Source organism: Mesorhizobium sp. WSM4847 (assembly GCF_055811335.1).
Genome location: NZ_JBVVPY010000002.1, coordinates 190054 through 209787 on the forward strand (window position 1 = coordinate 190054; position 19734 = coordinate 209787).

Below are 19734 nucleotides of genomic sequence, written 5' to 3' on the forward strand. Positions count from 1 at the left end.
ATGTCAGTCGATCGGTCCGCCGGAGCACCGGCCGCGTGATGATTTTGGGGCATGCTTCCAACTCGGTGAGGATTTTTGGCTCGGTCAGGATTTTTGGCGAAGGGCGACGATCACGACGACGACCACAACAATAGCGGTCCACAATGTCGAGATCGCCGCAATGGTCGGATCGATCTGATCGCGCAGCGAGATGAACATGAGCTTCGGCATCGTGCTGTTGCGACCACTTGCGACGAAGATCGAAATCACCGACTCGTCGAGCGACGTCAGGAACGCCATCAGTGTCGCCGACAACAGGCTGAGCCGAAGTTGCGGAACGATTATTCCGCCAATTGCCCTGGCCCAGTCCGCGCCGAGGCTGCGCGCCGCCTGAACCTGGTTCCAGTCGAAGCGAGCCAGCGCGGGCAGCAACACGATGCACGCCACCGGAACGGCCAGCACCACATGTCCGACCAGCACACCGAACAGCGTTCCGACCAGGCGTTGCGCCGCCAGCACAAAGAAGAGGCCGATCGCCAGCAGGATTCCCGGGGTGACCGAGGGGGTGAGCAGGACGCCCTGGATGGAAGCTGCGGTCTTCCCGCCCAGCCGATTCATCGAGATGCAGGCGAGCAGCGCAAAAGGCACCGCGATCAGCGCCGTCAATGTCCCGAGGATCAGGCTCGTTCTGAGTGCAGCCATCCACGTCGCCGAGCCGAAAAAATTCTCGTACCAGCGCAACGAGTAGGCGTGCGGCGGAAACTCGAGGAGGTTAGACGCCGAAAACGAAAGCGGCACCACCACGAGCGTCGGCAACATCAGAAATGCCATGACCAGAGCAGCAAAGCTCCAGAGGACAATGCGGGCGAGCCGGTTTTGCGGATAGGCTTCAAGCATGGGAGGCTGCCATCGAGTTCAGGGCCAGCAGGCGGCGTGCCGCCAGCAGCATCACACCGATCAGCGCCATCAGAACGAGGAGCAGAATGCCCAGGACGCTCGCCGATCCCCAATCCTGAAAGGTCGATAGCGCACGCTCGATCCGGGTAGAGAGAGGATTTACCTTGCCGCCGCCAAGCACCGCCGGCGTGATGAAGAAACCGATGGAATAGATGAGCACGATGACCGAGCCCGAGAAGATGCCGCCGGCCGAAAGCGGCATTATGACGGTGCGGATGACCTGCCCGAGCGTGGCTCCCATGCTCGCTGCCGCGCGAACGAGGTTTGGGTCGATATCGCGCATCGCGGCATAAACCGGCAGCAGGAAGATCGGCAGCATGTAGTGAACCATGCCGATCAGCGTTCCGGTGAAGTTATAGACCAGCGGCAAAGGCTCCGCCGTCAGGCCAGAACCAGTCAAAGCCGCGTTGATCAGGCCATCACGCCGCAACAGCACGAGCCAGCCATAGGTGCGCACCAGGATGGCGGTCCACAGCGGCAGCATGACGAAGGCCATCAGCACGTTGGCCACCCTTGGCCTGGCGCTGGCCAAGGCGAGCGCCAGCGGGGTGCCCAGAAGAATGCAGATCGCCAGCGTGCCGAGGGACAGTTCGAGGGTGGTGACGAGCGCCGACCATGTCAGTCCGCTCGAAAGCACTTTCGCGTAGTTGCCGACAGTGTACTCACCGCCTGTGGTCAAAAAAGATTGCCGGATGATCCAAAGGATGGGCAGTATCGCCGCCAATCCAACGATGATCAGCGCCGGCAGCGAAAGCGAAAGGAAAAACCGCCGCTCGCGGCGCGCATCCGCCAAGAGCGCTGGATCCGCGGTGACGGTCACGCCAGCGCTCCCGGTATCGCGTGAATCTTCGCTGCTGGTGCATAGGCGGTCATCCGCTGACCGGCGGCAAGCTCGGCGCAACCGCCGGCCAGCGCTGCCGGAATGCAGACAAGGACCTCCTGGCCACCGTCGAGCGCCAGCGTCAAAAGCCAGTTCTCGCCGCGGAACGCCTTGGCGCGCAGTATGCCTTCGAGAGCCACTGCGTCTGCCCCGGCGAGCTTCGCGTCAAGATGGAAGCTTTCGGCGCGTATCATCAGGGTTTCGCGTGACGCTTCGGCACCGTCGATCCTGCGCACCGAGCCCGGCGTCACAATGTTTGCCTCGCCCATGAACTCGGCGACGAAGCGGGTCGACGGACGATCATAGATCCGCTGCGGGGTATCGATCTGCTGGATGCGGCCGGAGTTCATCACCGCAATCCGGTCGGACATGATCAGCGCTTCGCGCTGGTCGTGTGTCACGTAGATTGTGGTGATGCCCAGGTCATCGTGCAGACGCCGGATCTCGTACTGCATGGTTTCGCGCAGATTCTTGTCGAGCGCCGACAGCGGCTCGTCCATCAGCATCACGCGCGGTTCGAAGACGATTGCCCGCGCCAATGCCACCCGTTGACGCTGGCCGCCGGACAGTGCGGCAACATTGCGCTCCGCCAGGCCATCCAGCTTCACGCGGGCCAGGGTGGCAAGCGCCCGCTGGCGCGCCTCCGCTCTCGGCGTCTTGCGCAGCGCCAGCGGATACGCGACATTCGCCAGGACATTCATGTGGGGAAACAAGGCGTAATTCTGGAATACGATGCCGATGTCGCGTTTGTTCGGCGCCAGGCGGGTGATGTCGCGATCGCCCAACAACAGCTTGCCGGAATCCGGCCGGACAAAACCGGCCAGAGCCATGAGCAGCGTGGTCTTGCCCGATCCCGATGGCCCCAGCAGCGTGAGGAACTCGCCAGCTTGAATGTCGAGCGAGACATCATCCAGCGCGACGTAGGACCCGTAAGCCTTGCTGACGCTGTCGATGGTGATCGGGAGCGACATCTGCTCCAGCCTTGTCAGCCGAGACTCAGCGGGCCATCATCTCGTCGAAGGCCTGTTGGGCAGCCTCGCCGTTCTTGACCCACCATTCTGAATTCGAAAACACCGAAGTGCCGGCATTTTCAGGCGCAGTCGCAAGCGTCTTCAGACGGTCCTCGGGAATCAGGCCACCCTCATAGGCCGCAGGATTGACCGGTCCATAGGCGATAAAATCGGTCAGCTTCGCAACGCGCGCGGGCTGCGTCATCGCTGCGATGAGCTTCATCGCGGCTTCCTTGTTCGGCGCGCCCTTCGGCACCCCGAGGCAGTCCGTGCCGATGATCGAACCCTTGAACGTGTAGTCAGCCGCGCCGCCATCCTTTTTCACGGTCTCTGCCCGGCCGTTCCAGGTAACGACCAGATCCGCCTCACCATCCTTCAGCAGCTGCGCGGACTGGGCTCCCGAGGTCCACCACACGGCGACATCCGGTTTGATCGCTTCAAGCCGCTTGATGGCGCGCTCCAGCCCTTCCGGCGTGCTGAGCACGGCATAGACGTCCGCCGGCGCCACGCCATCGGAGAGAAGCGCGATCTCGATCGAGTCCTGCGCATTGGCGCGCAATGCGCGGCGGCCCGGGAATTTGGCAACGTCCCAGAACTCCGCCCAGGACTTCGGCGGGTTCTCGCCATAAGTCTTGGTGTTCCACGACAGGACGGTGCCATAGGAATCGAACGGATAGCAGTAGTCGGACGCGGCACCCTCCGGCACGGATTTGGGATCGATGATCTTGTTGTCGAGCGGCTCCAGCAGCGATTGTGCGGCGGCCTGCGCGCCTTCCGGCGAGCCGAGGTGGATAATGTCGGTCGCAATTGCCCCCGAGGTGACCTGCATCTTCAAGGCGGCCAGGCCGTCGCTCAGGGTCTCCTCGCGGACATCATAGCCAAGCTCTTTTGCAGCAGGGCCCCACATGGCCTCTTTCATGGCGTTGCCATAATCGCCGCCTGCGGTCGTGATGGTGAGTGTTTGCGCGTGGACGGGCACGGCAGCCGAGATCGCGAATGCTGTTAAGGAAATGCGCAGCCAGGACATAGGTTCTCCTCCCCAACTTGATCAAATATTGCCTGAAATGGCCATTTATTTGTAATCGTAACGTTACGATTGCATCTGAATACGCAGGAGTCAAGCTGCTTGCGACGGGCGTTCGGATTGACCGGGATGTCGAATCCGGTACGTTATGGCGGTCAGCAAGTCAGCCGGCGCTTTCGCAAATGAAGTCGGGCGAACAATGGCCAATCTAAAGCAGATCGCGGCGGAACTTTCCCTCTCGGTGACCACGGTATCCCGCGCTCTGAAGGATGGGCCGGAAGTGCAGCCGTCGACCATAGCCCGCGTCAAGGAGGCGGCCAAGCGGGTCGGCTATCTGCCAAACCATCATGGTCGTGCGCTCAAGACCGGTCGAACGCTGACGCTGACGGCAGTGCTGCCGATGGAGACCCGAGACCATCTGTCCGATCTGTTAAAGCTGCCTTTGATCGAAGGCATGACGCTGGCGGCGCGAAAAGCCGGTTATAGTCTGTCCATCTATTCCACCACGCCCGACGACGATCCCGTCGAGAGCGTGCAGCGGCAGCTTCAGGCGCGCAGCACGGACGGACTGATCATCACGCGCCTGGTGTCGGGTGATCCGCGCGTCAAGCTGCTGCTGGATCAACGCATGCCATTCGTCGCGTTTGGAAGAACCGACCTGGATACCGCGTATCCGTATGTCGATGTTGACAATGAACAGATTGCCTACGAGGCAACCCGACGGCTCATGGACAAGGGCTGCCGACGCATTGCACTGCAACTTCTGGTTCCGGAGGATCAGGCAAGTGCCATGCGTCTTTCCGGCTATGCAAGGGCAATGGCCGAGGCCGGCATTCCGATCGACCAAGCGCTGATCGGTCATGGCATGTTCACCATGGAATCGAGCGCAGCCTGGTTCGATCGCTTGCTGGCTTGCTCAGATCCGCCGACAGGCTTGGCATGCGCCAACGAACTCGGCCTGCTGGGGGCGCTGCACGCTCTTGGCAAAAGAGGTCTTGCGCCGGGGAGCGACGTCCACATCGTCACGCGTGACAGCACGCGGCTGGCACGCTTCCTGCCGGCGAAGATCGAAGTTCATTCCGTCGATATGGCGGCTGTCGGACGCAAGCTTGTCGAAGTCCTGGAGAACCGGATCATCAATCCGCTTGGGCCGGTGGAGACAATTTTGCTCAAGGGTGAATTCGACCCCGGCGAATAGCCTGCCCGCATACTCAACCCCTGATTGTATCAGCCGCATTTCTGTGGCGACGAAGCGACTCCGCTTGGCTGCAAAAATGCTCCGGACATCACTCAGCCGGGGCCGTGCCGACCTGGCCTGCGACTTTCTGATCCAGCTCGGCCAGGAAATCCACGATGCGGGCCGCATTGTCGCCAAGGTCGTAGCGGCCGTAACGCGAGGCCGAACGCATGTCGACGAGGACCGCATCGCCATCGTCGGTCACACGGATGGCGACGTCGGCGGGAAGGCTGAGGATGAAGCTCCTGGCCAAGGCGTTGATCGTCACATCGCTTTGCCCGATCGCACGGGGAAACGGCGCCGCAAGCTGCCAGTCCCGACGACCGAGCACGGTTGCGACAGCTTCCAGGACCCGATCGAAAGGCAGATTGTAGCTGCGTCCGGTGACCAGCGGATAGGTCTCGGTCTGCAGGCGCCGCTCGCCCGGGGTCGGCGGCGAAAGCGCGTTCATATCCCCGGTCCGGGTGCTGGTGTCGAGCACCGGCGGATCGTCGAAATCCGTCGAGATGTCCCTGAGCGGCGGAGAAGTCGCTGCCCAATAGGCGGCAATGCCAAAAGGAACAAGCACCAGCAGTGCCAGCACCGTGCCGACGGTGAGATCGCGACCGCCACGGTCGCCGAAATTCCACAGTCTCGAAAACGCAAATCCGGCGAACAACAGCGCAAAGGCGGCAAGCAGCGCGACAATGCCGAGCACCCAAAGGAAAGCCGGCGTTTCAACAAGCTGATAGCGGTGGCCGACGAGAACGGTCAGCAGAAGGACCGCCGAAAAAGCGCCTGTCCGCCGCGACCAGCCGGCCGCCCTCGACGTCTGTCGCTCGGGAGTTTTCATCATTTTCAGCACTGCTTCACCCCGGACCGGCGCTTAAGCCGTTCAGCGGCGGTTTGAAGGCGAAAGACGTCATGTCAGTCAGTCCGTCGGCAGGCGATAGTCCCTGAACTGCCGGCGCAAGGTTGTCTTCTGGATCTTGCCGGTGGCGGTGTGGGGAATTTCGCCGACGAAGGCGACGTCATCCGGCATCCACCACTTCGCCACCTTGCCGTCCATGAAAGCCAGGATATCCGTCTTGGTCGGCTCCCGGCCCGGCTTGCGGACGACGACAAGCAACGGCCGTTCGCCCCATTTCGAATGTTGGATGCCGATGGCGGCCGCCTCCGCCACATCCGGATGACCGATCGCCAGATTCTCGAGCTCGATGGTCGAGATCCATTCGCCGCCCGACTTGATGACGTCCTTGGCGCGATCGGTGATCTGCATGTAGCCGCCTGGGTCGATATGGGCGACATCACCGGTATCGAACCAGCCTTCTTCATCGAACACGTCGGATCCGATGCCGCCATAATAGGCACGCGCGACGGCCGGTCCGCGGACCTTCAAGCGTCCGAATGTCTCGCCGTCCCATGGCAGTTCCTTGTCGTCGTCGTCGGTGACCTTCATCTCGACCCCGAAAGGTGGAAAACCCTGCTTGCTCTGGACGTCGAGCCGGGCTTCGCCCTCAAGCCCGGCATAGCCCGGCTTCAAGGTACACAGCGTGCCGAGCGGCGACATTTCGGTCATGCCCCATGCATGGATGACCTCAACATCGTAATTGCCCTGGAACTTTGCCGTGATCGCACGCGGGCAGGATGAGCCGCCGATAACGACCTTGTTCAGATAGGGAAGTTTCTTGCCGGTCTCCTCCAGGTACTGCAGCAGCATCAACCACACTGTCGGCACGGCGGCGCTGAACGTCACCTTTTCGGTGTCGAGCAACTCGTAGATCGAGGCGCCGTCCATCTTGCAGCCAGGCATGACCAGCTTGGCGCCGATCATCGGGCCGCTCTGGCCAAGGCCCCAGGCGTTGGCGTGGAACATCGGCACAACCGGCAGTATGGTGTCGCGCGAGGAGAGGCCCATCGCATCGGGCATCGCCGCAATCATGGCGTGCAGCACGTTCGAGCGATGGCTGTAGAGCACGCCTTTCGGATCGCCTGTCGTGCCCGAGGTGTAGCACATGCCGGCGGCGGTGTTTTCATCGAACGTCTTCCAGGTGAAGGCGCCGTCGGCTTCGTCAAGCCATTCCTCATAGGCAACAGCATTCGGCAGCGCCGTCTGCGGCATGTGTGCCTTGTCGGTCAGCACGATCACCTTTCTGAGCGATTTGACCGCGCCGGCGATCTTTTCAAGCAGCGGCATGAATGTCAGATCGACGAAGATCGCCTTGTCCTCGGCATTGTTCATGATCCAGGCGATCTGCTCGGGAAACAGGCGCGGATTAAGCGTGTGATAGATCGCGCCGACACCCATGATGCCGTACCAGGCTTCGATGTGGCGCGCCGTATTCCAGGCCAATGTGGCGATGCGGTCGCCAAGCCCAAAGCCATCACGCTCGAGCCGCTCAGCGACCCGCAAGGCACGGCGATGAATTTCGACGTAAGTGGTCCGGACGATCGGGCCCTCGATCGAGCGCGACACAATCTCGCGTTCGCCGTGCTGCCTGGCTGCGTTGTCGATGAGCTTGTGGCAAAGCAGCGGCCATTCCTGCATCAGTCCGAGCATACTTCTCCTCCCATTGGTTTTCGTTCCCCCACTGGTTTTCGCTCCATTGTGGGACGAACAAGCGGATTGTCCAGCCATGACCGGGCAGAAGCAGCGCATTGTTCGAAAAGGCAGAGAAAACCGCCACAATCCGGCCATTGTCGACATTAACTTTGATTAATGGTAGGGGTGTGATTGGCGAATGAAAGAGGTTCGCATGGACGCGCAGCTCGACGACAAAGCTCTCGAAGATTCGCTTGCCGAAAGCCTGGCCGATTTGGTGCCGGACGCCAAAACCGTTTCCGAGGACGAATTCGTCGAAGTCGTCGGCGGAGCCCTTGAGGCGGTCGGCGGCACGCTGCTGTTCAAGATGTGCGTTCAGAACGAAGGCGAAAGCCAGCACGTCGCCGCGGCTTGCGTCGGCGATGGCGGCAACCGCCAGTTCCTGCTTCTTACCCTGCCGACCGGCGGTGGTGCGCTCAAGGTCGAAACCGCGTCGCGAAGCACCAATCCTGTCGCCGGTATCGCCGCCGCCTATGCCGGGCTGATGGACGCGTTTCAGGCTGCCGCCTGATCGGTCATCAGCCCTGATCGGTCATCGGCCCTGATCGGTCATAGCCAAGCTCGATTTGACGAGAGATCCGGCAACGCCAAAAGGCGATGGAGCCCCCGCATTCGACAGCGCCCTTGCGTAGCGCGCACACCCTACACACCTTAGGTCGTGCAAGGAGAACCGTCATGGACCAGACCGCCAATAAGTCACCCGGCTTTCAGCGCAACCCGGATAAAGTGATTACTATCGAGCCCTTCAGCGGAACTGTGACCGTACGCGCCGGCGACGCGGTCATTGCCTCGTCCAGGAGGGCCAAGGTGTTGACCGAATCCCCCTACCCCGGGATCCTCTACATTCCATTCGAAGACATCGATTTCGACCAGCTTCGCAAGACGGACTCGTCGACTCATTGCCCGTTCAAGGGCGATGCGAGCTATTGGAGCGTGCTGCCTGCCGCGGAAGCAGGCAAGGATGCGATGTGGGCCTATGAGCAGCCTTTCGACGAGATGATCGAAATCCGCGATCACGGCGCGTTCTATCCCAACAAGGTGACGGTCGAAGCCAAACCAGCCTGAGCCGGGCCAGCCTGAGCAGGGCCAGCCTGAGCAGGGACGGCTCGTGGCCCGTCCTGCCGATCATTCGGGCGGCACGGCCATGGCCGACGTCGACCCCTTACCCGCGACCGTTCTTCGCAGCCTGCACCGCCGCCTGCGCGGCAGCCAGCCTGGCGATCGGCACGCGGTAGGGCGAGCACGACACGTAGTCGAGGCCGATCTCCTCGCAGAAATGGATCGACGCCGGATCGCCGCCATGTTCGCCGCAAATGCCGAGCTTGATCTCCGGCCGCGTTGCCCTGCCTTTTTCGGCCGCCATCCGCACCAGTTCGCCGACGCCCTCGATGTCGAGCGACACGAACGGATCCTGCTCGATGATGCCCTTCTGGCGATAGGTCTCCAGGAACGAGGCCGCATCGTCGCGTGAGATGCCAAAAGTGGTCTGGGTCAGATCGTTGGTGCCGAAAGAGAAGAATTCGGCCGCCTCGGCGATGGCCTGGGCGCGGATCGCGGCGCGCGGCAGTTCGATCATCGTTCCGGTAAGATAGGTGAACTTGACGCCGGTTTCCTCCATCACGCTCCTGGCGACGGCATCGATCCGCAGCTTGACGTAGTCGAGCTCCTTCACCAGACCGACCAGCGGCACCATGATTTCCGGGACCACCAGCGCGCCGGCTTTCCTGCCGGCTTCGACGGCGGCCTCGAAAATGGCGCGCGCCTGCATCTCGGCGATTTCGGGATAGGAAACCGCAAGCCGGCAGCCGCGATGGCCAAGCATCGGGTTGAATTCGTGCAGGGCTTCGGTGCGCTGCCTGAGCTTGTCGGGCGACAGGTTCATGGCGGCGGCGACTTCGGCCACCTCTTCCTCGGTCTTGGGCAGGAATTCGTGCAGCGGCGGATCGAGCAAGCGGATCGTCACCGGCAGGCCGGCCATGATCTCGAACAATTCGAGGAAATCCGAGCGCTGCATGGGCAAGAGTTTTGCGAGCGCCGTTCGCCGGCCCTTTTCCGTGTCGGCCAGGATCATCTCGCGCATGGCAACGATGCGGTCGCCCTCGAAGAACATGTGCTCGGTGCGGCAAAGCCCGATGCCTTCGGCGCCGAAGGAACGCGCCATGCGCGCGTCGAGCGGCGTTTCGGCGTTGGTGCGCACCTTCATGCGGCGCACGGCATCGGCCCATTCCATGATGGCGGCGAAATCGCCCGAGAGCTCCGGCTGCAGCATCGGTACGGCGCCTTTCAGCACCTGGCCGTTGCCGCCGTCGATGGTGATGATATCGCCCTTGCGGAACGTCGACCCCATCGCCATCAGCGTGCCGGCCCTGTAGTCGACGCGCAGCGAGCCGGCGCCCGACACACAAGGCTTGCCCATGCCGCGCGCCACCACCGCAGCGTGGCTGGTCATGCCGCCACGCGTGGTCAGGATGCCTTCCGCCGCATGCATGCCGTGGATGTCCTCGGGACTGGTCTCGATGCGCACTAGGATCGCCTTGCGGCCTTGCGTCTTGAGCTCCTCGGCATCGTTGGAGGAAAACACGATCTCGCCGGTGGCTGCCCCCGGAGATGCGGGCAGGCCGATGCCGATGACATCGCGTTCCGCCTTCGGATCGATGGTCGGATGCAGCAGCTGGTCGAGCGAAGCCGGATCGATGCGGGCGACGGCCTCCTCCTTTGAAATGAGCTTGTCGCGCGCCATTTCGACGGCGATTTTGAGCGCCGCCTTGGCGGTGCGCTTGCCGGACCTCGTCTGCAGCATCCACAATTTGCCGCGCTCGATGGTGAATTCGAGATCCTGCATGTCGCGGTAGTGCTTTTCCAGGCGGTCGGAGATGGTGACGAAAGACTGGAAGGCTTCCGGCATCAGCTTCTGCAGCGACGGCTTGTCGGAGCCGGCGGCAATGCGCGCCGCCTCGGTGATGTTTTGCGGCGTGCGGATGCCGGCGACGACATCCTCGCCCTGCGCATTCACCAGGAACTCGCCATAGAGCATCTTTTCCCCGGTCGACGGATTGCGGGTGAAGGCGACGCCGGTGGCCGAGGTCTCGCCCATATTGCCGAAGACCATGGCCTGGACGTTGACCGCGGTGCCCCAGCTTTCGGGAATGTCGTGCAGGCGCCGGTAGGTGATGGCGCGGTTGTTCATCCAGCTCGAAAACACGGCGCCGATCGCACCCCAGAGCTGCTCGTTCGGATCTTGCGGAAACGGTTTGCCGAGTTCCTCCTCGACCTTGGCCTTGTAGAGCGCGATCACGCCCTGCCATTCGATGGCGCTCAGTTCGGTATCGAGTTCATGGCCGAGGCCGCCCTTCTGGTCTTCGAGGATTTCCTCGAACACCTCATGGTCGAGGCCCATGACGACATCGGAATACATCTGGATGAAACGCCGGTAGCTGTCATAGGCAAAGCGGGCGTCGCCTGAATCGGCGGCCAGTGCCTCGACCGTCTCGTCGTTCAGGCCGAGATTGAGCACGGTGTCCATCATGCCGGGCATCGAAGCGCGCGCACCGGAACGCACCGACACCAAAAGCAGTTTTGAGGGATCGCCGAAGCGGCGCCCGGTCAGCCGGCCGACGTGATCCAGTGCGACCGCGACATCTGCTTCCAGCGAGGCCGGGTAGGTGCGGCCGTTGGCGTAATAGGCGTTGCAGACCTCGGTGGTGATGGTGAACCCCGGCGGCACCGGCAGGCCCAGGCTGCACATTTCGGCCAGATTGGCGCCCTTGCCGCCCAGCAGGTTCCTGTCGCCGGCACGGCCTTCGGCAGCGCCGTCGCCAAAGGTGTAGACCCATTTGGTCATGCTTGCTCTCCGGTTGCAGGAGATTGAAAAGATTGACGAGGCCGAAGTTCCGCCGTGTCGCTACACGAGCGATATGATGCTGCAGTGCGAAAGGCAAGCCGTCGGCAAGCCAGCCGGCTTCTACAATCGATTAAGAAAAAGCGATGACAAAAAGACTTGCGGCTCGGCGGCCAGTTGAAGAGGACAAAACAGGAACAATTGGTAACGCCATGACTGACCGGAGAACTCGAAACGCTGGCCGTCGAAAATGCCGGCGGCACGACCCCAAGCCGATCTTCTCATTCCCGGCGGCAGGCGGTTCCATTTCTTCGATCCGGCCGGCAATGAAATGGCAGTTGGGGTGAATAGATGCCATCGCCCGACAGCAGACGATGATACGCGACGCCAATCTGCGGGAACCGGTGGATCAGTTCCGCGCACTTTCCGTTCTCGACACTTGCTCGCCATTGAGCTTTCCGTCGGCTCGTCCTATAAGGCCGCGCGCAGCGGGCATGTTCCGACTGCTGGGGCGTAGCCAAGTGGTAAGGCATCGGTTTTTGGTACCGACAATCCCAGGTTCGAATCCTGGCGCCCCAGCCAATCCGGCATTTTCCGAACTGTGGACCCGCGAAGGCCGCCAGGATTGATCCGTCCGCCGCATATCAGCTCATTGGCCAAACGATCATGAGCATCGGCACGGCAACAATGACGACGAGGAACGATAGCAGCAGTCCCAAATGTGGATAATCGCTGAAACGGTAGCCGCCCGATCCCATGGCGAGCGTGTTGCAATGGTGGCCGATCGGTGGCAGCCCTTTTCTCGAATCCAGTGGGGCGCGGCGGGATGAGGCGCTGAGTGCCTCGAAGGCGAGTGGACGCTGGAGCGGCTCGGCTACCGCTCGAGTTTATTACGGCCGCACCCTTGTCACCCGCGTCGGCAAGCTTGAGCTGCGGATTCCGTAGGACCGGGTTGGCCGCTTCTCCACCGGGCTGTTCGAGCGTTGCCAGCGTTCGGAGCGGGCCTTGGTGGCCACGCTTGCGGGGTTGTATGTGCAAGGCGTGTCGACCAGCAAGCAGCTGGTCCAGCAGTTTCTCGATAGCCAAGCGATGATTCTTTCCTTTCCATCATCATGGCCTCGCGCACAGAATTCCTGCAGGCCCGCGCGATGACTGCCTGCAGGAGCTGTCGATGCCGGCACGCTCTCGCCGAAGCCAAGTCCAAGGCCGATCTCTCTGCATGAGGAATGCAACATTTTGTCTAAATTTATCAAGATAGTTCAAACCAGAACCTAAAGTCCTGTGGGTACAACGCACTCCAGAACAAAAACATTGGAGGCTAGCACATGACGTTTTCTACTGCGCATCGGAACCGTTTTAGAAGAGTGGCGATTGCAGCGATCGGGCTTGCTTTTTCCGTGGCTCTCGGCGCAAACGCGCGAGCAGGCGAATTGCGTAAGCCAGAGAGAGAGACACGGTCCGTCTACCTTGTCAAATATCGGGTTAACAACGATGTTCGCTACAACAAGAAACCCGTCGGCAAGGTCGTTAAAGTATCAGCATCCCGGTACTTGAACAGCAACAGCTATGTCTGCACTCCGAGCGGCTTTGGTCAGAAAGCGCGTTGCTACACTCGAAGGGGCTCGAATCAGCCGGGCGTTTAATGTTGGACCTGGTTTTGACAGAAGCCGCCGCGCCTGAGCCTGAAGCCGCGGCGGCTCCGTTTTTGCGCGGTTATCGAGAATTCGCCTTAAGATGCGAAACTTCTTTGCTTACCCGATTACCTTTGACCAGTTTGCGCGCCTCATCGTCCCGGCGAGCGGGATTGTGACGAAAGACATACCATTTCCCACCGGTGGAAGGCTTCTGATAAACGACGCCATGTTTTTCACGGTGCAGGAAACATGTGATTGCACCGTTTCTGGCCAGACTCCCTTTCGCTACTTTGCTGGTCCAGATAGCGCGCATACAGAGCTTGCCCCCATTGGTCGCATACCAGTTTCCCTCCGCATAGGACCATGCTGCCCGTTTGCGCGACCAAGCGGCGAACGGCTTCCTATTTGCAGAGAACAGCCCGCGAGCAGTTGTCTCCGCAGAATAGAACCCACCGCCGTTTTGCCATTTCCAGGTGCGGCCGGCATAGAGCTTTTCAACCGCTGAGGCCTTCATCGGCGTCGCGGCAGCGGCGCGTTTTTCTATAGCGTCGCCCGCCGGTTGTTTGGGAGCGGCGTAGGCATTTCCTGCAAGCAAGAACACAAACAGCACCGCACTTGAGATAATCGAACGGATCGAAAACATTTTACTTCCTCTCCACCAAGGCAATTCCAGTAAGACTGCGTAAGAGTCCTGCGTTGGAACCGCATAGAAATAAAGGGATGGAGCGGTTCGGCCATCTGGTGAAAGCCGAACCACTCTGTCGAACGACTTGGATCAGTCCAGCGGATGGTTGGCCACGCGCCAATCGGGCCGGCCAACCTTTCTCGGCCATGGATAGACTTCAAGATCGTTGAAGTAGACAACGGCTGTCATGTCCGGGAACTCGGCATGCGGCTTGTTTGCTTCCGCGGCCCAGTCACGAGCATATTCGTCGTTACCTTCGTAGCCAAGCTCCGCAATGGCGATTGGTTTGCCGAAGCCCGTCACACGGTCATAACCCGGCTTTGTGCGCTCCACAAAAGTCGTATCACGACCGACCTCCAGCTTGTCATAGGGCTGATAGCCAAAGACGGACAGACCGATAATGTCGACATACTTGTCGCCAGGATAGAAAGCTTCCAGTCCTTCTTCTCCTTTCGGTGACCACATGTATTGGGCCGACGGAAGGTGCTTGCGGCATATGTCGATGGCATGCCTGTAGGCGTTCACATAACCTTCAGGCTTCCAGAAAGCCCAGGTGAATTGCCCGTCATTATCTTCCATTTCCTGCGCCCAGCGGATAGTGACGGGGCTTTTCAGCTGCGCCGCCGCAGAGCAGACCGCTGACATATTGGCATCGTAGCGCCCGCCCAAAATCCCGGCGAGCAAATCCTCAGGACCTACACGCCAGTCCCGCGCCCAGGACCACGGCTCGACTGTGATCAACAGGGAACGTCCACGCTCACGCGCATAGGCATCTGCGGCGCTGAGCGTTGCCAGATCCACATCTTCCCAGGGAAGAAAAAGGTGTTCGATTTTTGAGTTGGAATCGTTGGTATAATCCGCATGCGGATCGTAGGCGCCGGGGGTTACAGAGTCAGCCGTGATGATGGGACGCTTATCCCGAAACTGATTGCGGCTGTCGACACTCGCTCCCGACACGCCGCTGGCTGCATAAACACCACCGGAAATGCATAAGCCGCAAAGCAAGGCTGCTGATAGTTTAAAGAGACTTTTCAAGGACCCCTCCCTTTCTTACTGTTCAGATTGCTGTGCCGCACCAAGCGCGGCTTTGATGGCATCGAGTTGACGGGAAACCAGATCGGTGGACACTAGCTTGCTGGCCTCGTCGCCTTGGTGGACCTCGGCGTTACGGAACGCATACCACTCACCACCGGGCTCGCGCTTCTGATAGATCGTTCCATTATCGATGCGATGCGAAAAGCAGGTCTTGGCGGGAAATACACCCTGTTCGGAATGCCATGTCGCGTTGAGACACATCCAACCTGTCTCGGTGATGATCCAGCGGCCTTCCGCCCAGGATTTGCCCGTCTCACCGTCGGTCCATGCGGAAAATTGCCGGTCCGCGCCCACCATTCGTCCGGCTCCGCTGTCCCACTGCCAGCTCTTGTCTCTATAGAGATCGTAGATTTCGCCTGCTGTCATGCGACGTGCCCCTTCCGGCAGAACGGAAACCTGTGAGGAAGAGGCAAAGGCCGGTGCAGCAATGCAGGACACTGCCCAAGCGACTGCTGTCAGCATCCGGAAACCTGACAGCAATAGAGCCCTTTCAGATTTAGAAACTGCCACCGGAACCTCCTGCCATCTCGAGATGAGCGGTGCCCGCCGTTTGTCCTCGATGGGCGTGTTCGGTCGCATGAGGCAGTGCGGCCGGGCATGTGCCGCTGACCAAACCGACATAGCCTGTTCCAATGATTGCGATCTTCATGTGTTGATTGCCTTCTATCGCTGATTTGAATTGCTGGGAGTGCGCCAACGTGGATTGAAGATGGTCTTGTGAACAGCGCGACCACCGACGCCTGCCCCTGCAATTGAGAATCTGTCGTCGAACAGGGAAAAGCTTTTGGTTCCCCAGGCGAGCGCCTCAATGCCGTCGCGTCCACGCTCGACCGTGGCGAAGCTGGTAACCATCAAAAGGGCCATGAAACTGCTTGCCAGCGCGGGGCGATAGGCGCGGCTTTTCATCCGCACGTTATTCTCCCTGCCATGCTGCAGCAAGATCATGAAAATCAGCAGCAAGTAAAAGCAAGCATTGATGATGGCGAAGACGAAAAAGCCGCGCGTTTGATACGCATCCTGCACGAACACGACCGGCAGAATGGAGATCAGGACCACGAAGGCATACGGCGCCAGCACGCGAAACGGCAGTGGATCGACTTCGGACGTGCCTTTTGGCGTGACGCGAAAATCAACAAAGGATCCGGTCATCCAGTCACGGAACGCGGCAAAGGTTCCAGCCAGAACCCACGGCCAGCGTGCCAGCAAAAACAACATCGCTTCCCAACTAAAAATCTTGCCGTCGATAGGCCGAAATGTGCGACTCGACCGCCACCAGAATGCCAAAAGCAGGATCATAAGCGACTGCGGCATGAAATGGAGCAGAAACTCTGGGTAAGTGACGTTGACGAAATTATCGCCCTTGACCAGCACAATCACGGGCAACAGGAATGTCAGAGCAAGAAAGAAGGCGTAAAGCGGGTACCAGAACTGCGAAAATAGGAATTGAACCTTCAAACGCAGCGGCAAGTGTCCGATCAGTTTTGGTGAGTATTGCAACAGGATCGTCACCAGGCTCCGCGACCACTGGAACTCCTGCGTTACAAGATCGGCAAACGTCCGTGGGCCGTCGCCATGGGCGATGGCATCAAGCGCGTGAGCCCCTCGCCAGCCATAGGCATTCATGAAGAGCGTTGTGGAATGATCCTCGGCGAGTTCTGGCCCCAGCCCGCCGATTTCCTTCAGTGCCGCAGTGCGCACCGCATAGTGCGATCCGATGCATACGGGCGCGAAGCCATTGTTGTATCCGGCTTGCAGTGACCCATGCATGCTCGCTTCGATGTAGAGGCGGCCACGCGCGGACCAGCTTTCATGTGCATTGCGATCGCAAATGCTGGGCGCGGAAACATAACCGATTGTCGGGTCGGCAAAAGGCCGCAACATGTTATATAGGTAGTCCGGTTCGGGAACATGATCGGCATCGAGCTGCGACACAAAATCATATTGGTCGTAGCCATAATGATCGTAGAAGAAAGCCAGGTTGCCTTCCTTGCAGCGTGTGCGGCGGGGCCAGGACTGGCGATGGTAATCGGCGCGATTTTTGCGGGTGGAAACGAATACGCCATGTTCGCGACACCATGCGAGCGTTGCGGGCGATGGATCCTCATCGGCCAGCCACGTGTCGTGAGGCACGTTCTGGGCTAACATGGCCCGCAAGGTTTCGGCCACCACCTCAAAAGGTTCTGATGGAGCCTTGGTGACCACCATGGCAACGCGACTTCCTGCGGAAATACGCAGTCGTCCGTGCGGCCGGCGTGCATTGAAGAAAATGGTGATGAAGTAGACTGGCAAAAGCGTTACCCACGCCAGAAGCGCCGTCACCAGAATTGAGCCGACCATGTTGGTGTGGGTGGCTCCGAAAACCCACCATTGCCAGAAGAATGCGACGGCCATCGCCCACAAAACCGCGCCCATAATGTACTCGACGCGCTTTCGGCCGGTGAAGACCGGCACCATCAGGGGTTCTTCCCTATCAACGGACAGCGCGATGCGCGGCGTGCTCATGAGCGCACCTCGAGCCCGAAGAAGGGAGCCGCTGTGCGAATGATCGTATCGAGATCGGAATAGAGCGCCTGAAAGCCAAGTTTTTCGGCAGCGAGCGCCGGATCGGCATAAAGCACCGGAGGATCGCCCGCACGACGAGCGCGCATCTCGACCGGCACGTTACGACCTGTCAGCCGGCTGATCGCTTCGAGAATTTCCTTGATGGATGTACCACGCCCGCTGCCAAGATTGACGGCCAGATTGCCACCGCCGTTGATCAGATGTTCGAGCGCCAGCACATGCGCGCGCGCGAGATCCGCGACATGAATATAGTCGCGAATGCAGGTGCCGTCGGGCGTATCGTAATCCTGGCCATAGACTTCGAGAAAATCGATCCTGCCTGCAGCGGCCATCATGGCTCGCGGAATGAGATGTGTTTCTGGATCGTGGGTTTCGCCGATTTCCCCGTCGATATCCGCGCCGGACGCATTGAAATAACGCAGCGCCACGTAGCGCAGCGCATAGGCAGCCGAATAATCGGCAAGCATTTGCTCCGCGATGAGCTTCGTGCGTCCATAAGGATTGATCGGGCGCTGGCTCTCGCCTTCGCGGATCGGCAAGCGATCCGGAATGCCGTAGGTGGCGCAGCTTGACGAGAAGATGATATTGCGCGTTCCGCTTCTCTGGCAGGCGTCCAGCAGCGATTGGGTCCCGTTGACGTTGTTCTGATAATATTTTGCCGGTTTCTCTACGGATTCGCCGACATAGGCCGATGCAGCAAAATGGATCACCCCGATAGGGCGATACTCATCCATGACGTGGGTCAACCGCTCCGAATCAAGGATGTTGCCTTCAACGAAGGCGCCCCATCGGACGGCTGACCGGTGACCCGTGGATAGATTGTCGTAGACAATCGGATCATAACTCTGCCTGGCCAAAAGCTTGGCTGTATGGCTGCCGATAAAGCCGGCCCCACCAACGACAAGTACGTTCTTGCCGGACATCAGGCGGCCTCCGCCAGCTTTCCGGAGGGCTTCCTCAACTGCCGTTCGAAATAAGCGATCGTTGACTTCAGCCCATCGGCCAACGCCACGGTCGGCTCCCATCCAAGTTCTCTCTGGGCCACTGTGATGTCGGGCCGACGCTGGCGCGGATCGTCCACGGGCAACGGGTGATAGACGACTTTGGAGCTCGAGCCGGTCATTCCCACGATCTGCTCGGCCAACTCACGGACTGTAAATTCGCCGGGATTGCCGATGTTGACAGGCGTATGGATCGCCTGAGGGCTGTACATGAGCCGGTAGAAGCCTTCGATCAGATCGTCCACGTAACAGAAGGAACGGGTCTGCGACCCGTCGCCGTAAACGGTGATGTCTTCGCCCTTGAGCGCCTGCACGATGAAGTTGGAAACGACCCGGCCGTCATCCGGGCGCATGCGCGGACCATAGGTGTTGAAGATGCGCACGATACGGATGTCGACGCCGTATTGCTGATGAAAATCGTAGAACAGAGTCTCGGCAGAGCGCTTTCCTTCGTCATAACAAGAGCGCGGACCGAAGGAATTGACATTGCCCCAATAGCTTTCGGGCTGCGGATGCACATGGGGATCGCCGTAGACTTCCGAGGTGGAAGCCTGGAAAATCCGCGCCTGGTAATGTGCTGCCAGTTCCAGAAGATTGAGCGACCCGATCACGTTCGTCTTCAACGTATGGACCGGGTCGGCCTGATAGTGCGGCGGTGAAGCCGGGCAGGCGAGATTGTAGATCTCGTTGACCGGCAGATCGAGCCGTTCCACGATATCGTGGCGCACAAAGCTGAACGTGTCGTAGTTCAGGAGGTGGCGCAAATTCTCAAGCCGCCCCGTGGAAAAATTGTCTACGCAGATAACAGAATGGCCGTCTTGCAAAAGACGTTCGCACAGATGTGATCCGAGAAAGCCGGCCCCGCCCGCGACAAGTACCCTCCGTTGCGATGAAAGAGCAGAGTTCAAATTTGTAGGATGAAATGCTATACTCACTGGAACACCTCATTCGTTAACCATCAGCGCTAAAATGAAGACATGTAGGTGTCTAGAATGCACTGAGACTTCAGGTTTTCTTTCTCAAGTGAATTTGATGATGTCCAATACCTCCCCGGTTCCTACGTTGCGATATCAGGGAATCCGGAAACTTTTCACATCGTCCATTTTTGCAGCTGACCGCCGCAGACATTTGTTTTTTGATGGAGACGGTGGGCTTCAGGCGATTCTATTGCCTGTGCCGAGATCGGTGCTGCCAAAGGCCTTTATCTCGAAGCGAGCCAAGAAACCCATTCATGGTCGGTTCAGGATCGAT

The 19734-nt window shown here is 59.8% G+C and carries 17 protein-coding genes, 1 tRNA gene and 3 pseudogenes; 7 read left to right on the forward strand and 14 right to left on the reverse strand.

The window, feature by feature from the left end:
• Positions 1 to 84 precede the first annotated feature (84 nt).
• The 4 genes from AC0L28_RS03660 to AC0L28_RS03675 are packed head-to-tail and all read right to left on the reverse strand — an operon-like array spanning position 85 to position 3853.
• Positions 85 to 876, reverse strand: a complete 792-nt coding sequence (locus AC0L28_RS03660; RefSeq protein WP_128248014.1) for an ABC transporter permease — start codon at positions 874 to 876, stop codon at positions 85 to 87.
• Entirely contained in the window at positions 869 to 1756 is an 888-nt protein-coding gene (locus AC0L28_RS03665; protein ID WP_473475585.1) for an ABC transporter permease, read from the reverse strand. Before AC0L28_RS03665 ends, AC0L28_RS03660 begins: the two co-directional genes overlap by 8 nt.
• Positions 1753 to 2787: an ABC transporter ATP-binding protein gene (locus AC0L28_RS03670; protein ID WP_473475587.1), complete on the reverse strand. Its 1035-nt coding sequence runs from the start codon at positions 2785 to 2787 to the stop codon at positions 1753 to 1755. The genes AC0L28_RS03665 and AC0L28_RS03670 overlap by 4 nt, the downstream gene beginning before the upstream one ends.
• Before the next feature lie 25 nt (positions 2788 to 2812).
• Positions 2813 to 3853 carry an ABC transporter substrate-binding protein gene (locus AC0L28_RS03675; RefSeq protein ID WP_473475589.1) on the reverse strand — a complete coding sequence of 347 codons (1041 nt, stop codon included), beginning with the start codon at positions 3851 to 3853 and terminating at the stop codon, positions 2813 to 2815.
• A gap of 145 nt (positions 3854 to 3998) precedes the next feature.
• On the opposite strand from AC0L28_RS03675, the gene AC0L28_RS03680 reads away from it, so the two are divergent.
• On the forward strand, positions 3999 to 5048 hold the full coding sequence (locus AC0L28_RS03680) for a LacI family DNA-binding transcriptional regulator (RefSeq protein ID WP_473475591.1): 1050 nt from the start codon (positions 3999 to 4001) through the stop codon (positions 5046 to 5048).
• Positions 5049 to 5136: 88 nt separating this feature from the next.
• Here AC0L28_RS03680 and AC0L28_RS03685 read toward each other — a convergent pair whose 3' ends face one another.
• Positions 5137 to 5922 (reverse strand): DUF1499 domain-containing protein, encoded by a 786-nt coding sequence (locus tag AC0L28_RS03685; RefSeq protein ID WP_473475593.1) that lies wholly within the window; start codon positions 5920 to 5922, stop codon positions 5137 to 5139.
• 75 nt (positions 5923 to 5997) lie between these two features.
• Complete coding sequence (locus tag AC0L28_RS03690) at positions 5998 to 7626, reverse strand: fatty-acid--CoA ligase (protein ID WP_287171540.1); 1629 nt, start codon at positions 7624 to 7626, stop codon at positions 5998 to 6000.
• A gap of 196 nt (positions 7627 to 7822) precedes the next feature.
• Here AC0L28_RS03690 and AC0L28_RS03695 point away from each other — a divergent pair, with 196 nt between their 5' ends.
• Entirely contained in the window at positions 7823 to 8179 is a 357-nt protein-coding gene (locus AC0L28_RS03695; RefSeq protein WP_023797902.1) for a hypothetical protein, read from the forward strand.
• Positions 8180 to 8343: 164 nt separating this feature from the next.
• Complete coding sequence (locus tag AC0L28_RS03700) at positions 8344 to 8733, forward strand: DUF427 domain-containing protein (RefSeq protein WP_287171539.1); 390 nt, start codon at positions 8344 to 8346, stop codon at positions 8731 to 8733.
• Between the two features lie 97 nt (positions 8734 to 8830).
• On the opposite strand, the gene ppdK is transcribed toward AC0L28_RS03700, so the two are convergent.
• Positions 8831 to 11509, reverse strand: a complete 2679-nt coding sequence (gene ppdK, locus AC0L28_RS03705) for a pyruvate, phosphate dikinase (RefSeq protein WP_473475596.1) — start codon at positions 11507 to 11509, stop codon at positions 8831 to 8833.
• Positions 11510 to 11746: 237 nt separating this feature from the next.
• Here ppdK and AC0L28_RS03710 point away from each other — a divergent pair.
• Both AC0L28_RS03710 and AC0L28_RS03715 read left to right on the forward strand, forming a co-directional pair.
• Positions 11747 to 11846: pseudogene (locus AC0L28_RS03710) on the forward strand (VOC family protein); the annotation flags it as partial.
• A gap of 167 nt (positions 11847 to 12013) precedes the next feature.
• Positions 12014 to 12088: transfer RNA gene (locus AC0L28_RS03715), tRNA-Gln, on the forward strand.
• A 62-nt stretch (positions 12089 to 12150) separates the two neighbouring features.
• On the opposite strand, the pseudogene AC0L28_RS03720 reads toward AC0L28_RS03715, so the two are convergent.
• Positions 12151 to 12300, reverse strand: a pseudogene (locus AC0L28_RS03720) (SLC13 family permease); the annotation flags it as partial.
• 22 nt (positions 12301 to 12322) lie between these two features.
• Between AC0L28_RS03720 and AC0L28_RS03725 the strand changes: the two are divergent.
• Positions 12323 to 12562: pseudogene (locus AC0L28_RS03725) on the forward strand (transposase); the annotation flags it as partial.
• Between the two features lie 269 nt (positions 12563 to 12831).
• On the forward strand, positions 12832 to 13149 hold the full coding sequence (locus tag AC0L28_RS03730; protein ID WP_473475598.1) for a hypothetical protein: 318 nt from the start codon (positions 12832 to 12834) through the stop codon (positions 13147 to 13149).
• 70 nt (positions 13150 to 13219) lie between these two features.
• Here AC0L28_RS03730 and AC0L28_RS03735 read toward each other — a convergent pair whose 3' ends face one another.
• From AC0L28_RS03735 to AC0L28_RS03760, 6 genes are all read right to left on the reverse strand, one after another.
• Positions 13220 to 13783 (reverse strand): DUF995 domain-containing protein, encoded by a 564-nt coding sequence (locus AC0L28_RS03735; RefSeq protein ID WP_128169369.1) that lies wholly within the window; start codon positions 13781 to 13783, stop codon positions 13220 to 13222.
• A gap of 132 nt (positions 13784 to 13915) precedes the next feature.
• The gene (locus tag AC0L28_RS03740) at positions 13916 to 14860 is read right to left on the reverse strand and encodes a glycoside hydrolase family 26 protein (protein WP_128169368.1); all 945 of its coding nucleotides are present in this window, start codon (positions 14858 to 14860) and stop codon (positions 13916 to 13918) included.
• A 15-nt stretch (positions 14861 to 14875) separates the two neighbouring features.
• Positions 14876 to 15382: a DUF995 domain-containing protein gene (locus tag AC0L28_RS03745; protein ID WP_128186964.1), complete on the reverse strand. Its 507-nt coding sequence runs from the start codon at positions 15380 to 15382 to the stop codon at positions 14876 to 14878.
• A gap of 201 nt (positions 15383 to 15583) precedes the next feature.
• Positions 15584 to 17422: a glycosyltransferase family 2 protein gene (locus AC0L28_RS03750; RefSeq protein ID WP_473475602.1), complete on the reverse strand. Its 1839-nt coding sequence runs from the start codon at positions 17420 to 17422 to the stop codon at positions 15584 to 15586.
• Positions 17419 to 18405 (reverse strand): UDP-glucose 4-epimerase GalE, encoded by a 987-nt coding sequence (gene galE / locus AC0L28_RS03755; protein ID WP_023797915.1) that lies wholly within the window; start codon positions 18403 to 18405, stop codon positions 17419 to 17421. The genes AC0L28_RS03750 and galE overlap by 4 nt, the downstream gene beginning before the upstream one ends.
• Entirely contained in the window at positions 18405 to 19418 is a 1014-nt protein-coding gene (locus AC0L28_RS03760) for a UDP-glucuronic acid decarboxylase family protein (RefSeq protein ID WP_473475604.1), read from the reverse strand. Before AC0L28_RS03760 ends, galE begins: the two co-directional genes overlap by 1 nt.
• Positions 19419 to 19734 lie beyond the last annotated feature (316 nt).